The following is a 21053-nucleotide window of genomic DNA, read 5'->3' as shown; positions in this document are numbered from 1 at the left end:
TAGAATTTAGTAATTTCGTAAAATCAACAAAAATAGAATAATGAAAGAGGTTGTTATTGTTTCAGCAGTTAGAACGCCAATTGGAAGTTTCATGGGTGGTTTATCTACCATTACCGCTCCCAGATTGGGAGCTTTAGCAATTGAAGGCGCATTACAGAAAATAAGCTTGGATGCCAATTTGGTCAATGAGGTCATTATGGGCAACGTTGTGCAGGCCGGTACAGGTCAAGCTCCCGCCAGACAAGCGGCAATTTATGCTGGAATCCCTAACACCGTACCATGCACCACCATCAACAAAGTTTGTGCATCCGGTATGAAAGCGGTTATGCAAGGCGCACAGGCTATAGCTTTGGGAGATGCTGATATTGTCGTTGCCGGTGGCATGGAAAATATGAGCTTGATACCACACTATGTACACATGAGAACAGGTACAAAATTTGGGCCCGGCACCTTAATTGACGGTATGCAAAAAGATGGACTGGTAGATGCCTATGATGAAAATGCAATGGGTGTATGTGCAGATGCTTGTGCCGTAAAATATGAGTTCTCAAGAGAGGAACAGGACGCCTATGCCATACAATCCTATAAACGCTCTGCCAGTGCCTGGGATAATGGAAAATTCTCCAATGAAGTAATACCCGTGCCTGTACCACAAAGAAGAGGTGAGCCCATACTAGTTGAAAAGGACGAAGAATTCAGCAATGTGTTTATTGATAAGATACCTAATCTAAGACCTGCTTTTTCCAAAGATGGTACGGTAACGGCCGCCAATGCCTCTACCATTAACGATGGTGCTGCAGCATTGGTATTAATGAGCAAGGAAAAGGCCAAGGAACTTAATTTAAAACCCTTGGCAAGTATTAAAGGATATGCGGATGCCGCCCATGAACCGGAATGGTTTACGACCGCTCCTGCCAAAGCGCTTCCAAAAGCCTTGACCAAGGCACAGGTGTCTATTGACGATATTGATTTTTTTGAATTCAACGAAGCCTTCTCCGTCGTAGGTTTGGCCAATATGAAATTATTGGGGTTAACGGACGACAAGGTAAATGTTAATGGTGGCGCTGTATCACTTGGCCATCCACTAGGATGTTCCGGAGCAAGGATATTGGTTACCTTAATCAATGTGTTGGAGCAAAATGAGGCAAAACTTGGTGCGGCCGCAATCTGCAACGGTGGCGGTGGAGCATCGGCAATGGTAATAGAAAGAGCATAAATAAGCTGCATGCAATACGGAATTTGTCATTTAAGTATTATTCCCGTACGGAGTACTCCAGATGAAGTAGCTGAAATGGTCACCCAACTTTTGTTCGGAGAGCATTTTAAAGTGTTGGAATCTAGAAAAAATTGGTCAAGAATCAAGACATTGTTCGATAAATGCGAAGGATGGATCATGAACAATCAACTGGTATTTATTCCCGAAGATGAATTCAACACTTTGAAAGAATGTAAAGAGGAAAAATTGGCGGCAGAATTGATTACCTATGTTGAAGATGAACATAAAATTCTTACCCCAATCTTAATAGGGTCCAGCATACCCAACACCCCCTCTTTACCCTTAAGTTTTGATGGAGTTATTACAAGCGAAAAACAATCAAAGGACAATATTGTTAGAACAGCGTTACTATATTTAAATTCCCCTGAGGTTAAAGGTGGAAGAACACCTTTTGGTATTGACGCGGCGGGATTTGCCCAAATGGTCTATAAAATTAATGGATATAAACTTTTACGAACAGCAGAAAGACAATCAACGCAGGGTGATGCACTAAGTTTCGTTGAAGAAAGTGAGGCGGGCGACCTAGCCTTTTTTGATAATTCCAGCGGGTCAATTGACCATGTAGGCATCATTATGGAAAACAATTATGTTATTCATGTACACGGTAAGGTACGTATAGACCGCTTGGACCATACGGGTATTTTTAATAACGACTTAAGAACGTATACCCATCAATTAAGGGTCATTAAAAAAGTGATATAAAAAAAGGCCCTTTTTAGGGCCTTTTACATTTTTAAGATTACAAAGGATTACTCTCCTAACATCTTTTTCATTTTCATGAAATTTTCATTGTCTCCCATTGCTCCATAAATATTCTTCAATTGGATCATGATATTTTCATTTTCAGGATTAGTCTTTAGTGCTTCTTCCAAAATATCTGCACCTTGCTTGAACAAACCATCTTTTTTCTTCTTTAATTCATCATACTTAGCAATGTCCGCTCTTGAATTACCTAATGAATTCATTTCATCGATCATACCGTTACCCTCGTTTACATACGTAGTAGATAAGTTAAGATACGCATTGGTGTAACCTGGATCTATTTCAATTGCTTTATTATAAGACTTTCTGGCATCTTCATAATTTTCTTGCTCCATACTAATAACACCAACGTTGTAATGCAAATCCGCATTGTCCGGTGCCAAGGAAATGGCCTCTGCCATTAACTCCTTAAATTTCTCCTTGTCTCCTTGGTTGAAATAAAGATTGGCTTCGTTCAATATTAAATTAACATCTTCCGGATCGTTCTTTCTAGCTGCCTTATAAGCCTCCAAAGCTTTCTCGTCTTGTCCTAATTGCGTATAAATCAATGCGGTATTCTTTACGATTTCAGCTTTTTTAGAAGGTGTTTTTTCATCTATGGGATCTGTATATGTCCCTGATTTAACCATAAGGTCACGTTGAACCTTATCCATTTCCTCCACTTCACCAGATGCAGTGTTGGTAGCTTTATAAACTATACCACCCCCATCGTAACCGATTTCCTGTAGTTTGTTGTAGTAATCCAAAGCCATTTCATAATGACCACCATTAACAGCACTACCGGCCGCATAATATAAATATGATGTATCCCTAGGACTAAGGGTATAGCTCATATATAATTTCTCTGCAGCTTCCTTAAATTTTTTGTTACCATTGTCACTTACCGCAGAATTTACCAAATCTGCCGTTAGCGCAGCCATATATTGCTCTGTTTCACCGGTATACTTTTGTTTACCGGAAGCCTCCTCAATTTCAATTACCTTTTTGAAAGCATCTGCTGATTGCTTAAATGCATCATTATTGCCTTTTTTGGCCAAATCACTGTAAATTTTACCTTTTGTAAAATAATATTGAGCCTGCACTTTTTCATCTGCGGAAGCTATGGTTCCCGAAGCCGCATCAATAGCAGTTTGAGCCGCCTGCGCATCGCCACCTTTCAAAGCCTTTTCCGCAGCTTTTATTTCATTCTTTTGTGCAAACCCGACCATAGTAAAGGCCAAAGCCGCAACAAGTAAAATCCTATTCTTCATTTTTAATATATTAATTATTAGTGTTTAAAATTTAGATGTTTATTCTTCAGAATCATCCGGTGTATTCGTATCAAGCTCCGTGCCATTATCCGTATTTACCTCAATATCAAGTATTTCGGATTCTTCCAAATCATCTTCATCTTTCATGACTTTGGCAACAGCGGCTATGGAATCGTTCCCCTTAATATTAATTAACCTAACACCCTGGGTTGCTCTACCCATGACCCTTAAGTCTTCTACGCTCATACGAATTGCGATTCCGGATTTATTGATAATCATAAGATCATCCGAATCCGTCACATTTTTAATGGCTACCAATCCTCCGGTCTTTTCGGTAACGCTTATGGTTTTGACCCCTTTACCACCTCTGTTTGTAATTCTGTAATCCTCAATACTTGATCGTTTACCATACCCTTTTTCAGAAACCACCAAAATCTCATCCTCAAAATTATGTACGGAAACCATACCGATTACCTCGTCCTCTTCATTGGCCAAGGTAATACCCCTTACACCAGAGGCATTTCTACCCATTGGCCTGGTCTTACTTTCTTCAAAACGGATTGCTTTTCCAGATTTAAGTCCTAAGAATATCTGACTTGAACCTGTGGTCAATTTAGCCTCTAACAATTCATCCCCGTCACGCACGGTAATAGCATTGATACCATTTTGCCTAGGCCTTGAATATTGTTCCAAAGATGTCTTTTTGACCACACCTTTTTTAGTGGCCATTATGACATAATGTCCGTTTATATACTCCTCATCCTTTAAATCTTGCGTACAGATAAATGCCTTGACACTATCATCCTGCTCAATATTGATCAAGTTCTGAATTGCCCTTCCTTTGGATGTTCTACTACCTTCTGGTATTTCAAATACACGCATCCAGAAGCATTTTCCTTTTTGCGTAAAGAAGAGCATATATTGATGATTGGTACCTACGAACAGGTGTTCCAAGAAATCTTCATTTCTGGTAGAGGAGGCTTTTTGACCAACCCCGCCCCTGTTTTGCGTTTTATATTCTGACAAAGGTGTTCTTTTGATATAGCCCGCATGAGAAATGGTAATCACCACTTGCTCGTCCGGGATCATATCTTCCATACTAAGATCACCACCAGCCAAATTTATTTCAGATCGTCTTTCATCACCGTACTTATCCTTTATCTCTAGCAATTCATCTTTGATGATCTGCATCCTACGCTCCTTTTTCTCAAGAATATCTTTCAAATCAGCAATTAATAGCATGATTTCCTCATATTCAGACCTTAGCTTGTCCTGTTCCAGACCGGTAAGTTGGCGCAATCTCATTTCAACGATTGCCTTGGCTTGGATTTCACTAAGCTTAAAGCGCTCGATCAAGTTGGCCCTAGCTTCCTCTGCATTGCTGGATGCCCTGATGATGGCAATTACTTCATCAATATTATCCGATGCAATGATCAACCCTTCCAGGATGTGTGCACGATCCTCAGCCTTTTTCAATTCAAACTGCGTTCGCCTAACTACCACTTCATGGCGGTGCTCAACGAAATAATGAATCATGTCCTTAATGTTCAATAATTCTGGCCTACCATTGACCAAAGCAATATTATTGACACTAAAAGAAGTCTGCAGCGCCGTATACTTATACAGCATGTTCAATACAATATTAGGTATTGCGTCTCTCTTTAAAATATAGACGATACGCATACCGTTACGATCAGACTCGTCACGTATATTGGATATCCCTTCAATTTTCTTTTCATTGACAAGATCGGCAGTCTTTTTGATCATGTCTGCCTTATTGACTTGATACGGAATTTCATGCACTACAATACATTCCCTTCCCTGTACTTCCTCAAAAGTAGCTTTGGCACGCATCATGACACGTCCCCTACCTGTATGAAAGGCCTCCTTTACCCCATCATAACCATAGATAATACCACCGGTAGGAAAATCCGGTGCCTTGATATGGGTGATCAGCTCATCTATTTCAATATCATTATTGTCAATATAAGCTACCGTACCGTCAACAACTTCAGATAAATTATGTGGTGGCATATTGGTAGCCATACCTACCGCAATACCAGATGCACCGTTCACCAAAAGACTGGGAACCCTGGTTGGCAATACAGTAGGCTCCTTTAATGAATCATCAAAGTTTAATTGATAATCTACCGTCTCTTTTTCGATATCAATAAGCATGTCATCCGCAATCTTGCGCATACGGGCTTCCGTATAACGCATTGCAGCAGGGCTATCACCATCTATAGAACCAAAGTTTCCTTGCCCGTCCACAAGCATGTAACGCAAACTCCACTCTTGGGCCATACGCACCATTGCATCATAAACCGAGGTATCTCCATGGGGATGATACTTACCAAGAACCTCCCCGACAATACGGGCAGATTTTTTATGGGAGCTATTACTTCTAACCCCTAATTCATGCATTCCAAACAAAACCCTTCTGTGTACTGGCTTTAATCCGTCTCTAACATCTGGAAGAGCCCGTGACACAATGACCGACATTGAATAATCAATGTAGGCAGATTTCATTTCATCCTCAATATTAATAGGTATTAATTTTTCACCGTCTGCCATTTAAAATCTTCTGTTTTTTAATTAGTAAAAAAGCATGCCAATATACTTAAATCCTAGGCGTTATAAGAATAACTAAGTTTAATAATATTATAATTTATTAACAGTTATGGCACAAATGTTAATTTTTAATTTATACGCATAATTTTTAACCGATAGACGCACATTTCAAGGGTTTTACAATAACTTTAACGATTATAGGTACGGTATTTGCCATTGATTGAAGGAGATTTAGTAATTTTATAGTTGATAATATAGTATATGGATGATAATTTTTCCCCAAGAGTTAAGGATGTAATTGCTTACAGCAAGGAAGAAGCATTGCGACTTGGTCACGATTTTATCGGAACCGAGCACCTTATGTTAGGGCTTCTTAGAGATGGAAACGGGAAGGCCATAAGCATTTTAGATGCATTGGAAGTTGATTTGGACCACTTACGAAGAAAAGTGGAAATTCTTAGTCCGTCCAACCCAAATGCTAGCGGCGTACAAAAAGATAAGAAAAACCTGCACTTAACGAGACAAGCGGAACGTGCCCTAAAAACAACTTTTTTAGAGGCAAAATTATTTCAGAGTTCCTCGATCAATACTGCACACCTCTTACTTTGTATCCTGAGAAATGAAAACGACCCTACAACTAAGCTTTTACATAAGTTAAAAGTCGATTATGACGGCGTAAAGGAACAGTTCAAGTTTATGATTACCAGTGATGACGATATGGTAGACGGCCCAACGGCCGAATCTTTCCCAAGTGATTCCGAAGAGACCAATGAAGGAAAGGAAAGTACATTTGGATCTACTGCAGGTCAAAAAGGAACCAAAAAATCCAAAACTCCGGTATTGGACAATTTTGGTAGGGACCTTACACATATGGCCGAAGAAAACAAGTTGGATCCTGTCGTTGGTCGCGAAAAGGAAATTGAACGTGTTTCACAGATATTAAGCCGTAGAAAGAAAAACAATCCTTTACTTATTGGCGAGCCCGGTGTTGGTAAAAGTGCCATTGCCGAAGGTTTGGCTTTGCGTATCGTCAACAAAAAGGTTTCAAGGATACTTTATAATAAAAGGGTGGTGACCCTAGATTTGGCTTCCCTTGTTGCGGGTACCAAGTACCGTGGTCAGTTTGAGGAGCGAATGAAGGCGGTCATGAACGAACTTGAGAAGAACGATGATGTAATTTTGTTCATTGACGAAATTCATACCATTGTAGGTGCCGGTGGAGCAACCGGTAGCCTAGATGCTTCCAACATGTTTAAACCTGCCTTGGCAAGAGGTGAGATACAATGTATTGGTGCTACGACATTGGATGAATATAGACAGTATATTGAAAAGGACGGCGCTTTGGAAAGAAGGTTCCAAAAAGTAATCGTTGAACCTACTTCTATTGACGAAACCATAGAAATACTTCATAATATTAAAGGTAAGTATGAAGATCACCATAACGTGACCTATACCGATGAGGCCATTGTCGCCTGTGTTAAACTTACCAATAGATATATGACAGACCGTTTTCTTCCAGACAAGGCCATTGATGCCCTGGATGAGGCCGGCTCACGCGTGCACATTGTAAATATGGACGTTCCCAAACAAATTCTTGAACTGGAAAAGAAACTGGAAGATGTTCGTGAGCTAAAAAATAGCGTTGTCAAAAAACAAAAGTATGAAGAGGCCGCTAAATTGCGAGATGACGAAAAAAGTTTGGAAAAAGAACTTGCCATAGCACAAGAACGCTGGGAGGACGAAAGTAAACTCAATAAAGAAACCGTAAGTGAGGACAATGTTGCAGATGTGGTTTCCATGATGAGCGGTATACCCGTAAATAGGATTGCACAAACAGAAAGCAATAAATTGGCAGAATTGCCACAGCTTATCAAATCTAATGTTATTGGCCAAGACGAGGCAGTTGCCAAAGTATCCAAAGCCATTCAAAGAAATAGGGCTGGACTTAAAGATCCCAATAAACCAATTGGCTCTTTTATCTTTTTAGGGCAGACCGGTGTAGGTAAGACACAATTGGCCAAGGTTCTGGCTAAGGAACTTTTTGACTCGGAAGATGCTCTTATCCGTATAGATATGAGTGAGTATATGGAGAAATTCGCCATTTCTAGATTGGTGGGTGCACCTCCAGGATATGTGGGCTACGAAGAAGGAGGACAGTTAACTGAAAAAGTTAGAAGAAAACCTTATTCTGTCATTCTATTGGACGAAGTAGAAAAGGCGCATCCAGATGTGTTCAATATGCTTTTACAAGTGCTTGATGATGGATTTTTAACCGATAGTCTGGGACGTAAGATTGACTTTAGAAATACGATCATTATTATGACCTCCAATATTGGAGCCAGACAATTAAAGGATTTTGGGCAAGGTGTTGGTTTTGGAACATCGGCAAAAAAATCTCAGGAAGACGCCCATCAAAAAGGAGTTATTGAAAATGCGTTGAAAAAAGCATTTGCTCCTGAGTTCTTGAACAGAATAGATGATGTTATCGTTTTCAATGCATTGGAACGAGTTCATATACATCAAATCATTGATATTGAACTTGCAAAACTGTATAAGAGAATTAAGGATATAGGATATCATTTAAATCTTACAGACAACGCAAAAGATTATATAGCGGAAAAAGGTTTTGACAAACAATACGGTGCCAGACCACTAAAGAGGGCAATCCAAAAATATATAGAGGATGCATTGGCTGAAGAGATCGTAAATTCCAAACTTAAAGAAGGGGACAGTATTTATATTGACCTTGACAAAAAGACCGAGGAATTGACCATAGATATAAAGAAGGCTGAAGAGGAATCTCCCAAGACCTGATACAAGTATTAAATTATCTAAAAGAAAAGGAGTCCAAAGTAGGACTCCTTTTTTTGTGCAAAATTTATATGATTATGTAAGAATTGAAATACACCGATATCAGCTGTACGCAGTACGTACGATATTTATGTGTTTTAACTAATAATTTGCCCCAAGAATACGCTTCAATTTACATTTGCTATAGACACACTATATTAATACAAGCCGAATGAAAGTTGGATCAACCAAAAAAAAGAAGGTAGTAGTACGCGAGTACGAATTGGAAATAGGAAAAATTCAAGTATTTGATAATTATATGGTATCCATCTTTGATGAAGGTGCAACCCTTACACTTGAACGAGCATATCAAATTATAGGCATCTCGGAAATCCATTTTAGGAATAAAAATTTTGGATTCATTAGTTTGCGCAAAAACTCATTTGCCATTGACCCTACCATTTATAACTATTTAAAGCAACTGGAAAACCTTAAGGCTTTTGCCATCGTTTCTGTAAAAGAAATAGATATGCATAACTTTAAGATTGAAAAATTGTTCTACAAAAAACCTATGAAGTTTTTTATAGAATACGACAACGCCTTAAAATGGGTAAAAAGAAGGGTTAACTCATAAAACTATTGCTGAGCTTCCGGTTCCGCTTCACTAGGTTGGGGCTGTTCCGGAATCTGAAACAAATCAAGATACGCATTTCCTAAATTGGATATTAGGTCTGTTGCTACCATAGATTGATATCCTGTTTTTTCAACCGCTATATCCCCTGCTTTGCCATGCAGGTACACACCAAATACTGCGGCATTCAAAGCTGAATAACCTTGCGCCCGCAAGCCGGATATAATTCCCGTTAGTACATCTCCACTTCCCGCAGTGGCCATTCCGGGATTACCCGTAGTATTCACATACCCTTTCCCGTTTTGTACAACAATGGTATTTGCGCCCTTTATAACCACTACACATTGGTGTTGGTCAGAGAATTTTTTGACCTTGTTCAATTTATCAAAATCGTTTTTCCATTTACCAATCAACCGTTCCAACTCTTTAGGATGTGGCGTCAATATAGTATCTTTTGGCAAGTGCTTAAGCAAGTCCTTATGTTTTGAGAGAATATTGATCGCATCAGCATCCAACACCAATGGCTTTTCATTGCTTTTCAAAAATGAGCCGAATGCCATAATGGTTTTATCATCTGTACCCATACCCATACCTACACCTATAATTGTAGGGTCAATCTCAAATGTAATGTCGGTAATTATTTTTTCATCCTTATCCGTCAATACCATTATCTCTGGTAGGGAAGTCTGCAAAATAGAGTAGCCAACTGCTGGCAAATAGGCCGTAACCAACCCACAACCGGCATGCAAGGCCGCCTTTGACGATAAACATACCGCGCCGATCTTACCATAACTTCCCCCAAGAATTAACACATGACCATAAGTACCCTTATGGGCATATTTCTCTCGTGGTCTATAAACGGTCAACACTTCATTTTTACCAATTAATTCATATGCGGTTTCGGTAGAGCTTAAATAATCTACATCTAGCCCTATATCCAAGGCTTCCCATTGTTCTACGTAAGGACCGGATTCCGGTAAGAAAAAAGTAAGTTTAGGTGCCTGGAAGCTTAACACATAATTTGATTTTATGATAGCATCAAAATCTTTTGGACTTTGATCACTGAACAACCCCGAAGGAATGTCTATAGATAAAATAAAGGCTTGTGAATTATTAAGATGCTGAATTAATTTTATCACCCAAGCGTCAGGAGTTCTATTGATACCTATGCCAAAAATACCGTCAACAATAATATCATCCTTACCTATAACAGGCAATTCATCATCGGAATTCATAAAATTTGGCCAACATTTACGTTCCTTTAATCGTGCTAAATTGATTAGAAAATCTTCTGAACGTTTTTCGCTGTAGTTGACCACATAAACGGCAATATTGTAACCATGCTCCAACAAATGCCTAGCCAAGGCAATGCCATCTCCCCCATTATTGCCAATACCACAGAACAAATGTATTTTTACCGGGGCGCCTTGCATTCTTAAATGCATCCAATTAAATAATTGTAACGATGCGCGCTCCATTAACTCTTCACCGGCAATACCTTGTTTTTTCGTGGTAATCTGATCTGCCTTATATATTTGTTTTGCACTAAATAACTTCATTCTTTATGCTATTTTGAACTAAAAAGTAACGATTCCGTAAAAAATTGTGGAATCATTTGATTAAGATACCAAATGTACTACTTTTGATTTTCAACCAATAGTATTATGGACTGCGAAAAAACAGACATAACAATTAACATTACTTCTGTAACCAATTGCTATGGTTCTACAACCGCATGGTTCACCCTTAGGGGTTAAAAACTATATATCTCCGTTTCTGTGTTTAACTACACCATATCTTTTTAAAAAGTCAATATTTCAATAGCATGAAAGTTTTAAAATTTGGAGGTTCATCTGTAGCCAATCCTGAAAATATTATTAAAATAAAGAATATCATTTCCAAATATGAAGACCAAATTATTTTGGTCGTTTCTGCATTTGGGGGTGTAACGGACCATTTATTAGAAGCCGGTACGTTGGCATCTACACAAAATGAATCCTACAAAAAAGTACTAGCCACTTTAGAGGAAAGACATTTAACGGCCACAAAACAATTACTGCCCGTAAATGCACAAAGCCGCGTTTTGAGTAAGGTAAAAAGTGAATTCAATGAATTGGAAACCTTATTGGAGGGTGCTTTCTATATTGGTGAGATTACCCCAAGACTTTCTGACAGAATCGTAAGTTTTGGAGAATTACTTTCCTCTTACATTATTAGTGAATACCTAAAAAGCGAGCAATTGGATGCGGAGTTCAAGGATAGTAGGGAAATTATCATTACCCAAAAACTGAACGGCAAGAATATGGTGAACTTTGCCAAGACGAATGCCAATTGTATAGCATATTTCAAAGCCAGCAATGCAAAAATAACAGTATGTCCCGGATTTATTTCCACCTCTGAAGAAGGAAATTCTACAACATTGGGAAGGGGAGGTTCTGATTATACCGCAGCAATATATGCCGCAGCACTTGATGCTGAAATTCTGGAAATATGGACAGATGTTAGCGGTATGTATACCGCCAATCCTAAAATGGTAAAACAAGCCAAAGCAATTCCCCATATTTCTTACGAAGAAGCCATGGAACTATCGCACTTTGGTGCCAAGGTACTATACCCACCCACTATACAACCTGTGCTATCCAAAGGTATATCCATTGTCATCAAAAACACCTTTGACCCAGAGGCCAATGGCACCCTGATTACCAAATCAAAAAATGAAAAAGGAAAGACGGTCAGAGGCATTAGCCATATAGGAAATATTGCATTAATTTCTCTGGAAGGTCCAGGTATGGTAGGTATACCAGGTATATCCAAACGTTTTTTTGAAGTACTTTCTCAAGCAGACATTAGCGTTGTCCTTATTACGCAGGCTTCATCCGAACATTCTATTTGTGTAGGTATTTCAGCCGATGATGTTGAAAAAGCGGTTCACATAGTAAATGAAGCTTTTGAATATGAAATAGAAAGGGGACGAATTAAAACGGTCATTCCCGAGAAAGATTTAGCTATTGTAGCATTGGTAGGTGACAACATGAAAAGCCACCAAGGATTAAGTGGTAAAATGTTCAGCACACTTGGAAAGAACAATGTCAACATCCGCGTAATTGCACAAGGTGCCTCTGAAAGAAATATTTCATGTATCATAGATCAAAAGGATGTTAAGAAAGCTTTAAATGCCCTACATGAAGAATTCTTTGAAGAAAATATTAAACAACTGAACCTATTTGTAATGGGCGTTGGTAATGTAGGTGCAAAATTTCTTGAACAGATAAGGTCTCAACGTAAATTTTTGAAAGAGAACTTAAAATTGAACATTCGTGTTATTGGCATGTCCAACTCTAGAACCATGTTTTTTGATGAAAAGGGTATAGACCTAAATACATGGCAAGAAAAATTGGCAAATGGTCAAAAAGCAGACAAGTCCAAATTTCTTGAATTGGTGAATACGCTAAACTTCAGAAACAGCATATTTGTGGACAATACCGCAAGTGAAGATGTTTCTACTTCTTATAGCGAATATTTAGGCAATAGTATTTCCGTTGTTACCTGTAACAAAATTGCATGTTCTTCGGCCTATGAAAATTATGCCCATTTAAAATCTTTAGCAAGAAGTTATAATGCCCCATTTTTGTTTGAAACCAATGTTGGTGCAGGTTTACCTATTATTGACACGCTAAAGCACCTTATTGCTTCGGGCGATAAAATTTTAAAGATTCAAGCTGTCCTATCCGGTAGCCTAAACTTTGTGTTCAACAATTTTAACGATACCACAACTTTTCATGATGTGGTAAAACAAGCCCAGGAAGAAGGGTACACGGAACCCGACCCTAAAATAGATTTAAGCGGTGTAGACGTTATGCGCAAAATATTAATCTTGGCAAGGGAGAGTGGTAACGTACTGGAAATATCCGATATAAAAAATAATCCTTTTCTACCTGAAGAAAGCTTAAAGACCACTAATAACGAGGATTTCTTTGCTTCATTGATAAAGCACGAACCTCATTTCCAAAATCTCTATGCCAGCGCTAAAAATGCTGATAGTAAATTAAAATATGTTGCACAATATGATAATGGAGTGGCCAGTGTAGGTCTGCAAGAAATTCCAAAAGGCCATGATTTTTATAATTTGGAAGGTAGTGATAACATCGTTTTGTTTTATACGGAACGTTACCCTAACCAACCCATGATTATAAAAGGTGCCGGTGCAGGTGCCGATGTTACGGCTTCTGGTATATTTGCCGATATTATAAGAATAGGTAATTTTTAATTGACGTATAAATCGTTTTGACCATGAATGAGAACGAAGTTAAAGTCTTTTGCCCTGCTACAGTTGCGAACATATCATGTGGATTTGATGTTTTGGGCGTTGCCCTGGATGCGGTAGGTGACGAAATGACCGTAAGAAAAGTTACTGAAAAGGGAATAAAAATTACCAAACTTAGCGGACAAGACCTTCCCAAGGAGACCTTAAACAATGTTGCCGGGGTTGCCGGTAATGCATTTTTGCTGGCTGCGGATTACGAAGGTGGTTTTGAAATAGAGATTAATAAAAAAATAAAACCCGGCAGTGGAATTGGCAGTAGTGCAGCAAGTTCTGCCGGTGCAGTCTGGGCCATGAACCATCTATTGGACTACCCCTTCAATAATACCGACCTGGTTAAATTTGCCATGGAAGGTGAACGGTTGGCAAGTGACGTTGCCCATGCGGATAATGTAGCCCCTGCCCTATTTGGTGGCTTTACCCTAGTGCGCAGCTACAGCCCGTTGGACATTATTACCATTCCGGCACCATCAGAACTATATATTACCATAATACATCCACAAATAGAAATTAAGACATCTGATTCCAGAAAAATCTTGAAAACAACGATTTCAATGGAAACAGGAATAAAACAATGGGGAAATGTTGGAGGTCTAATTGCAGGACTTTTTAAGGAGGACTACGCCCTTATCGGCAGATCTTTGGAAGATCATATTGTTGAACCCATACGTTCCATACTCATCCCCGGATTTGACGAGGTCAAAAAAACAGCTTTATCTGCCGGTGCCCTTGGTTCTGGAATTTCTGGGTCGGGACCATCCATATTTGCCTTTAGTAAAGGAAAAGAAACCGCCATCAAAGTCGGTGATGCCATGAAGTTGGTATATGATAAAATTGACATTGCCTATGAAATCCATGTATCCAAAATTAATACGGACGGCGTACGTCCCCTTTAAAAAACTCACATTTTCATAACCTAAAAAATAGTCATCTTGAAATTCTATAGTTTAAATGGCAAAGCGCCAGTTATATCATTTGATGTTGCCGTAGTCAACGGTATTGCCCCGGACAAAGGATTATATTTCCCAGAACAGATAAATTCCTTACCTAAGTCGTTTTTTGAGACTATTGAAAATTTATCCAATGAAGACATCGCCTTTACCGCCATTCGTCAATTCGTGGAAGAAACCATACCTGATGATATTCTTAGAGGTATTTTAAAAGAAGTGTTGGACTTTGATTTCCCCGTAGTCGATATAACTCCTAATATTGGCACCTTAGAACTTTTTCATGGCCCCACCATGGCCTTTAAAGATGTTGGCGCAAGATTTATGGCGCAATGCCTTGGCTATTTTTCACGGTCCCATAAACAAGAGGTTACCGTATTGGTCGCTACTTCCGGTGATACGGGAGGTGCAGTTGCCAATGGCTTTTTAGGCGTAGATGGAGTAAACGTGGTCATACTTTACCCAAGTGGAAAAGTCAGTGATATTCAAGAACGACAATTGACCACCTTAGGACAAAATATTACTGCCTTAGAGGTAGACGGCACTTTTGATGATTGCCAAGCAATGGTAAAAAATGCATTCTTGGATAAGGATTTGCTACAACATCTAAAATTAACATCGGCAAACTCTATCAATGTTGCCAGATGGCTTCCCCAGCTATTTTATTTTTTATTTGCGTACAAGCAAGCGAAATCCAAAGGAAAGGACATTGTATTTTCCGTACCTTCTGGAAATTTTGGTAATATTTGTGCTGGTTTCGTGGCTCAACGTTTAGGAATGCCGGTTAACCATTTTATAGCTGCCACCAATGTAAACGATACCGTACCCCAATATATGATGACAAAGGAATATAGTCCAAAACCATCTACCGCTACCATATCAAATGCAATGGATGTTGGCGACCCAAGTAATTTCATCCGTATTCGCCATTTATTCAGAGATAATTTTGAAACATTAAAGGAGAACTTATCCTCCTACTCCTTTAATGATGTGCAAACCAAGCAAGCTTTGAAAGAAATATACGCTATTAACGGATATATTGCCGACCCTCATGGTGCCGTAGGTTATTTGGGCTTAAGGAAATACCAAGAGCAACACCCAAATGTATATGGTATATTCCTGGAAACCGCGCACCCTGTAAAGTTTCTGGATGTCGTTGAGGATACCCTAACGGAAAAACTGGAAATTCCTAGCCAGATATTACGGGTTATGGGCAAGAACAAAGCATCTATTAAAATTTCCACTTATCAAGATTTAAAGCAGTATTTGAAAAGATCATAAGCTAAAATTGTAGTTGACAATATTTTCCTAAATAGCTGATTTGTCAGAATTGCTTCTATTTATTTTCGATAAATTTGTAAGGTCGATAAATATAGAAGATGAAAAATACAGCACTTACTACAACACATGAATTGCTAGGGGCAAAAATGGTTCCTTTTGCCGGATACAATATGCCAGTTTCGTACGAAGGCGTAAATGCCGAACACGAAACGGTACGGAACGGTGTTGGGGTTTTTGATGTTTCGCACATGGGTGAATTTTTAATATCCGGTCCCAATGCATTGGACCTTATACAGCGTGTAACTTCCAACGATGCTTCCAAATTAACCATAGGAAGGGCACAATATAGCTGCCTGCCCAATGAAACGGGTGGTATTGTGGATGATCTTATTGTTTATCGCATAAAGGATGATCAATATCTATTGGTCGTTAACGCTTCCAATATTGATAAGGATTGGGCACATATTGCTGCTTATAACAAGGAATTCAATGCAGATATACGCAATATTTCTGAAGGTTACTCCCTTCTTGCCATACAAGGGCCAAAAGCAGTTGAAGCTATGCAATCACTTACTTCCATTGACTTATCTACTATAAAATTTTATCATTTTGAGGTGGCTGACTTTGCCGGTATAGACCATGTTATTATTTCTGCAACGGGCTATACAGGCTCCGGTGGATTTGAAATTTATTGTAAGAACGAGGAGGTAAAACAAATTTGGGACAAGGTTTTTGAAGCAGGAGCCGAATTTGGAATAAAGCCGATCGGATTGGCCGCTAGGGACACCTTACGTTTGGAAATGGGGTATTGCCTATATGGAAATGATATTGATGATACAACTTCCCCATTTGAAGCAGGCCTGGGCTGGATCACTAAATTCACTAAGGATTTCGTGAATTCAGAGGCTCTGGAAAAAGAAAAGAAACATGGCCCGGAACGAAAATTGGTCGCTTTTGAATTGAATGAACGAGGTATACCAAGACATGGGTACGATATTGTAGATGGAAATGGAAAAACTATTGGTACCGTAACTTCCGGTACAATGTCCCCTTCTATGGGAACTGGTATAGGTTTAGGTTACGTACTTACGGTATTTTCAGAATACGGTAGCAAAATCCAAATCCAAATCCGTAAGAAGGCCATTCCTGCAACAGTGGTCAAATTGCCATTTTACAAAGCCAAATGATCGATTTTCAACACGTACTTGATACTATACATCAAACAGCACAAAAAACGGACGACCGGGGTAAAATAGCAGATTATATCCCAGAATTGGCAAAAGTGGATAAGAACAAGTTTGGTATTCATCTAGTGAACATGAACCAAGAGAATTTTAGTGCAGGTGATTCTAATGAGAGGTTTTCCATACAAAGTATTTCTAAAGTTTTTACCTTAACCATGGCACTTGGTTTAATTGGCGAAAAACTCTGGACGCGGGTAGATGTAGAACCTTCCGGTGACCCTTTTAACCATTTATCCTTGTTGGAGTTTGAAAAAGGAATTCCTAGAAATCCCTTTATAAATCCGGGTGCCATTGTTGTTGCCGACGTCTTGATATCCCATTTAAAAAATCCTAAGGATGAGTTTTTAGCTTTTGTTAGAAATATTGCGGATGATGAGACCATAGATTATGATAGTACAGTAGCGGCATCGGAAAAACAGACCGGGTTTCATAATTATGCAGCTGCCAATCTGCTTAAATCGTTCAAGAATTTGGAAAACGATGTAGAGACCGTGCTCGATTTTTATTTTCATCAATGTTCACTTACAATGAGCTGCGCCCAATTAGCGAATACATTTTATTTATATATCAATAATGGACGGTGTAGAAGAAAGAACACCCATTTAACGAGCGGTCAGGTAAAACGTATCAATGCCTTAATGCTTACGTGTGGTTTTTATGATGAAGCCGGTGAATTTGCCTTTGAAGTAGGACTACCCGGTAAGAGTGGTGTAGGCGGTGGTATAGTAGCACTGCACCCCAATAAATTTTGTGTCGCCACGTGGTCTCCGGGTTTAAATGAAAAAGGAAATTCCAAACTAGGTATGCTAGCTTTGGAAAAATTAACAACTGAAACAGAACTCTCCATTTTTTGAAATTAGATAATAAGAAAATATTAATCCTTGGTGGTAGTGGATTTATTGGTAATGCTATATATAAAGAGCTTTGCAATTATTTTGACACTTATGCCACCTATTGCCATGCCGCTAGTACATATGCGGACAACAAACAATTTATACACTACAATTTAGAAGAAGATGATATCGTAGAGCTATTGGAGGAACTACGGCCACAGATAATCATATCTTCATTACGGGGTAATTTTGCGGCGCAGGTCATTGCACATGAGCATATATTGGAATATGTCACTAGAATGAATTGTAGAATATATTTTATATCATCTGCCAACGTTTTTGATGCCTACAGCAAGTATCCATCCTACGAAATGGACAAGACATTAAGCGAAAGTATTTTTGGCCGACTTAAAATAAGGATCGAGAATATGATGTTACGCTTACCTAAAGAGAAGATGGTAATACTAAGGGTACCCATGGTATTTGGCAATAGCTCTCCTAGAGTTCGTGAAATGAAAAAGGCCATTATAAACAATGAGCCTGTTGAGGTCTTCCCTAATTTAATTTTAAATGTAACCAATGACGATAAGGTAACCCAACAAATTCATTATCTTATCAATAGAAACAAAACTGGTATTTATCATCTGGGCAGTAATGACCTAACACACCATGAGGATTTTATAAAAGAAATTCTGGAACGTGTAGGAAATTTTAACCCAATCTTAAAAAGGGTATATACGACCAATGAAGACAGATATTTGGCCGTACTGCCCAAAACCAATAAATTACCTAAAAATTTACAGTTTACGTATCAGGATATAATTGATCATCACGTACTTAATTAAAAAATCATATGAAAGAAATAGAAAAATTCACAGATGAACAAATTGCCGACTATCTAGGTCAATTAGATGGTTGGGAATATATAGACGGGGCCATAGAAACTACGTTTGAATTCAAGGATTTCAAAGAAGCGTTTTCCGTTATGACCCACATTGCTTTTGAATGTGAAGCACAAAATCATCACCCAGATTGGAGCAATGTATACAAAACATTGAATATTAGGCTAAGTACCCATGACGCCAATGGGGTCACTGAAAAAGATTTTGTTCTTGCACGGACAATTGAGGATATTATTGAAAGCGAATAATCACAAATTAACATGTAAACCCTATTTGTACGGACAATGGTCTTCAAATTTTTGAACATCGACTGTTTTTGTACATTTGTCTTAAAATAATTTACCATGGGAAGAGCTTTTGAGTTTAGAAAAGCACGTAAAATGAAAAGATGGTCTGCCATGTCCAAAGCCTTTACTCGTATAGGTAAGGATATTGTTATGGCCGTAAAGGAAGGCGGACCCGATCCAGACTCCAATGCACGTCTTAGAGCGGTCATACAGAATGCCAAGTCCGTAAATATGCCAAAAGACAATGTTGAACGCGCCATTAAAAGGGCAAGTGACAAAAGTCTTGGGGATTATAAAGAAGTATTGTTTGAGGGCTATGCACCACATGGTATTGCCGTATTGGTAGAAACCGCTACCGACAATAATACAAGGACAGTGGCCAATGTAAGAAGTTATTTTAATAAATGTAACGGTAATTTGGGCACCTCGGGATCTGTAGAATTTATGTTTGACCATACGTGTAACTTTAGGATCCCTGCCGAAGGTATTGACCCAGAAGAACTAGAATTGGAACTGATAGATTTTGGTGCAGAAGAAGTGTTCGTTGATGATGACGGAATTTTGATTTATGGCCCGTTTGAAAGCTTTGGAGCATTGCAAAAAGAGTTGGAAAACCGAGAAATAGAAATATTATCATCTGGTTTTGAAAGGATACCACAGGTAACCAAAGCTTTATCTGAAGAAGAGGCTGCTGATGTGGAGAAACTTTTAGAAAAGTTAGAAGAGGATGATGACGTACAAAACGTATACCATTCTATGGAGGAATAAATCTTTATAGAATGTAAGCAATAAAAAAGGAGACCAATTTGGTCTCCTTTTTTTATTATATCCTAAAATGTTCGACTTAGGAAGTAAAACAAAACATTATTGAATAAAACTTAGTTTTCACATGTTTTTAATGCCTAAGAACTTTTAAAACTTCGTTTCCATAATCTGATTTCACATGAATGAAATACATACCTACAGGTAATTCAACTACTTGTAGCTTTATTTCATTTTCTCCTTTTTTAAGATTATGCATTCCAAAATCTTCAACTTTTTGACCTATTGCATCATATATGTACAGCTCCCCACTCATTTTTCTTGGTGTTGTTATTTTAAGATTTATTTCTTTCTTAAACGGAATTGGATATGCTGTTAGCATAACACTAGATGGAGCTGATTTCATACCATCTGTTTCGTTCGGACAAACCTTGGCATGAAAAATCACATAGAAATTATCCATATCGCCAGGATTCAAATTTTCAAACGTATAAGCGTAAAAATCACCGTTTACATCATCATGATATGGATATTGACCAGGCGCAACAGTTTGGCTACCATTATTCCTTAAAGGAATTGGACTGCCTCCTACATATAACTGAGCCTCTGTCATCTTATACCCGTTTAAAACAGATACCGTAACATCAACCAAACCATTTTCATAAACCACTATTACGTTACCCACCAATGCGCCTTTAGTTATATCACATTGACCGGCAGCTGCATACAATTCGAGTTCATAGCTACCATTTACAGAAGGTATACTATTGGTCCAGCCCCATCGATTGGCGGTAATACCAGAAATATCCAAGAAGCATGTTCTTACATTTTCGTTCGTAGATCTAGCAAATGCCGTTTCACATTGATCGATTGTTCCTGAACCACAATCATTATTATTTTGAAAAATGTCCCAGTTACACGTTTGCGCGTTCCATTCAGCTGTTTCATTACATTCAGTTTCTGGCATCTCCGGTTGTTCGCCAGTAACTTCCCAACTACAGGTTTGTGTATTCCATTCTGCTGTTTGATAGCACTCTGTCATTGGCATCTCCGGTTGTTCACCAGTAACTTCCCAACTGCAGGTTTGTGCATTCCATGCCACTGTTTGATAGCACTCGGTCATTGGCATCTCCGGTTGTTCGCCAGTAGCTTCCCAACTACAGGTCTGCGTGTTCCATACTGCAGTTTGATAACAT

The 21053-nt window shown here is 38.7% G+C and carries 16 protein-coding genes; 12 read left to right on the top strand and 4 right to left on the bottom strand.

Features of this window, described 5'->3' with window-relative positions:
* The first annotated feature begins 40 nt into the window (after nt 1-40).
* On the top strand, nt 41-1216 hold the full coding sequence (locus tag CHB68_RS05305; protein WP_089259845.1) for an acetyl-CoA C-acyltransferase: 1176 nt from the start codon (nt 41-43) through the stop codon (nt 1214-1216).
* A gap of 9 nt (nt 1217-1225) precedes the next feature.
* The gene (locus CHB68_RS05300; RefSeq protein WP_089259844.1) at nt 1226-1978 is read left to right on the top strand and encodes a C40 family peptidase; all 753 of its coding nucleotides are present in this window, start codon (nt 1226-1228) and stop codon (nt 1976-1978) included.
* Between the two features lie 47 nt (nt 1979-2025).
* Here the strand turns inward: CHB68_RS05300 and CHB68_RS05295 are convergent, their stop codons facing one another.
* Together CHB68_RS05295 and gyrA are read right to left on the bottom strand one after the other, a co-directional pair.
* The gene (locus CHB68_RS05295; protein ID WP_089259843.1) at nt 2026-3288 is read right to left on the bottom strand and encodes a tetratricopeptide repeat protein; all 1263 of its coding nucleotides are present in this window, start codon (nt 3286-3288) and stop codon (nt 2026-2028) included.
* A 39-nt stretch (nt 3289-3327) separates the two neighbouring features.
* Complete coding sequence (gene gyrA, locus CHB68_RS05290; RefSeq protein ID WP_089259842.1) at nt 3328-5862, bottom strand: DNA gyrase subunit A; 2535 nt, start codon at nt 5860-5862, stop codon at nt 3328-3330.
* Nucleotides 5863-6120: 258 nt separating this feature from the next.
* Here gyrA and CHB68_RS05285 point away from each other — a divergent pair, with 258 nt between their 5' ends.
* Complete coding sequence (locus CHB68_RS05285; protein ID WP_089259841.1) at nt 6121-8673, top strand: ATP-dependent Clp protease ATP-binding subunit; 2553 nt, start codon at nt 6121-6123, stop codon at nt 8671-8673.
* A 208-nt stretch (nt 8674-8881) separates the two neighbouring features.
* A complete protein-coding gene (locus tag CHB68_RS05280) occupies nt 8882-9283 on the top strand; it encodes an STAS/SEC14 domain-containing protein (RefSeq protein ID WP_089259840.1) in 402 nt (133 codons plus the stop codon).
* A gap of 2 nt (nt 9284-9285) precedes the next feature.
* Here the strand turns inward: CHB68_RS05280 and CHB68_RS05275 are convergent, their stop codons facing one another.
* Nucleotides 9286-10839 carry an NAD(P)H-hydrate dehydratase gene (locus CHB68_RS05275; protein ID WP_089259839.1) on the bottom strand — a complete coding sequence of 518 codons (1554 nt, stop codon included), beginning with the start codon at nt 10837-10839 and terminating at the stop codon, nt 9286-9288.
* Nucleotides 10840-11105: 266 nt separating this feature from the next.
* On the opposite strand from CHB68_RS05275, the gene thrA reads away from it, so the two are divergent.
* The 8 genes from thrA (at nt 11106) to CHB68_RS05235 (ending at nt 19863) form a co-directional block, all read left to right on the top strand.
* The gene (gene thrA / locus CHB68_RS05270) at nt 11106-13547 is read left to right on the top strand and encodes a bifunctional aspartate kinase/homoserine dehydrogenase I (protein WP_089259838.1); all 2442 of its coding nucleotides are present in this window, start codon (nt 11106-11108) and stop codon (nt 13545-13547) included.
* Nucleotides 13548-13570: 23 nt separating this feature from the next.
* Nucleotides 13571-14497, top strand: coding sequence for a homoserine kinase (locus CHB68_RS05265; protein ID WP_089259837.1), 927 nt, complete (start codon nt 13571-13573; stop codon nt 14495-14497).
* Between the two features lie 36 nt (nt 14498-14533).
* Nucleotides 14534-15829: a threonine synthase gene (thrC, locus tag CHB68_RS05260; RefSeq protein WP_089259836.1), complete on the top strand. Its 1296-nt coding sequence runs from the start codon at nt 14534-14536 to the stop codon at nt 15827-15829.
* Between the two features lie 98 nt (nt 15830-15927).
* Nucleotides 15928-17016 carry a glycine cleavage system aminomethyltransferase GcvT gene (gcvT, locus tag CHB68_RS05255; RefSeq protein ID WP_089259835.1) on the top strand — a complete coding sequence of 363 codons (1089 nt, stop codon included), beginning with the start codon at nt 15928-15930 and terminating at the stop codon, nt 17014-17016.
* Nucleotides 17013-17927: a glutaminase gene (locus CHB68_RS05250; RefSeq protein ID WP_089259834.1), complete on the top strand. Its 915-nt coding sequence runs from the start codon at nt 17013-17015 to the stop codon at nt 17925-17927. The genes gcvT and CHB68_RS05250 overlap by 4 nt, the downstream gene beginning before the upstream one ends.
* Nucleotides 17924-18751, top strand: a complete 828-nt coding sequence (locus tag CHB68_RS05245) for a sugar nucleotide-binding protein (RefSeq protein ID WP_089259833.1) — start codon at nt 17924-17926, stop codon at nt 18749-18751. The genes CHB68_RS05250 and CHB68_RS05245 overlap by 4 nt, the downstream gene beginning before the upstream one ends.
* 8 nt (nt 18752-18759) lie before the next feature.
* Nucleotides 18760-19056, top strand: coding sequence for a 4a-hydroxytetrahydrobiopterin dehydratase (locus CHB68_RS05240; RefSeq protein WP_089259832.1), 297 nt, complete (start codon nt 18760-18762; stop codon nt 19054-19056).
* Between the two features lie 96 nt (nt 19057-19152).
* Nucleotides 19153-19863: a YebC/PmpR family DNA-binding transcriptional regulator gene (locus tag CHB68_RS05235; protein WP_089259831.1), complete on the top strand. Its 711-nt coding sequence runs from the start codon at nt 19153-19155 to the stop codon at nt 19861-19863.
* A 127-nt stretch (nt 19864-19990) separates the two neighbouring features.
* On the opposite strand, the gene CHB68_RS18525 is transcribed toward CHB68_RS05235, so the two are convergent.
* A partial coding sequence (locus CHB68_RS18525; protein WP_179213144.1) for a T9SS type A sorting domain-containing protein occupies nt 19991-21053 on the bottom strand: 1063 nt, incomplete at its 5' end.

The organism is Maribacter sedimenticola, assembly GCF_900188415.1.
In the GTDB taxonomy this organism is placed as follows: domain Bacteria; phylum Bacteroidota; class Bacteroidia; order Flavobacteriales; family Flavobacteriaceae; genus Maribacter; species Maribacter sedimenticola.
Note: the sequence above shows the minus strand (reverse complement) of the source record. Positions and strands in the feature narration are given on the sequence as shown.

Bases quoted from the DNA above. Each gene is read 5' to 3' on its own strand.
- CHB68_RS05240 (WP_089259832.1), top strand. From the start codon at position 18,760: ATGAAAGAAATAGAAAAATTCACAGATGAACAAATTGCCGACTATCTA.
- CHB68_RS05295 (WP_089259843.1), bottom strand. From the start codon at position 3,288: ATGAAGAATAGGATTTTACTTGTTGCGGCTTTGGCCTTTACTATGGTC.
- CHB68_RS05280 (WP_089259840.1), top strand. From the start codon at position 8,882: ATGAAAGTTGGATCAACCAAAAAAAAGAAGGTAGTAGTACGCGAGTAC.
- CHB68_RS05265 (WP_089259837.1), top strand. From the start codon at position 13,571: ATGAATGAGAACGAAGTTAAAGTCTTTTGCCCTGCTACAGTTGCGAAC.
- gcvT (WP_089259835.1), top strand. From the start codon at position 15,928: ATGAAAAATACAGCACTTACTACAACACATGAATTGCTAGGGGCAAAA.
- CHB68_RS05305 (WP_089259845.1), top strand. From the start codon at position 41: ATGAAAGAGGTTGTTATTGTTTCAGCAGTTAGAACGCCAATTGGAAGT.
- CHB68_RS05300 (WP_089259844.1), top strand. From the start codon at position 1,226: ATGCAATACGGAATTTGTCATTTAAGTATTATTCCCGTACGGAGTACT.
- thrA (WP_089259838.1), top strand. From the start codon at position 11,106: ATGAAAGTTTTAAAATTTGGAGGTTCATCTGTAGCCAATCCTGAAAAT.
- CHB68_RS05275 (WP_089259839.1), bottom strand. From the start codon at position 10,839: ATGAAGTTATTTAGTGCAAAACAAATATATAAGGCAGATCAGATTACC.
- CHB68_RS05250 (WP_089259834.1), top strand. From the start codon at position 17,013: ATGATCGATTTTCAACACGTACTTGATACTATACATCAAACAGCACAA.
- CHB68_RS05235 (WP_089259831.1), top strand. From the start codon at position 19,153: ATGGGAAGAGCTTTTGAGTTTAGAAAAGCACGTAAAATGAAAAGATGG.
- gyrA (WP_089259842.1), bottom strand. From the start codon at position 5,862: ATGGCAGACGGTGAAAAATTAATACCTATTAATATTGAGGATGAAATG.
- CHB68_RS05285 (WP_089259841.1), top strand. From the start codon at position 6,121: ATGGATGATAATTTTTCCCCAAGAGTTAAGGATGTAATTGCTTACAGC.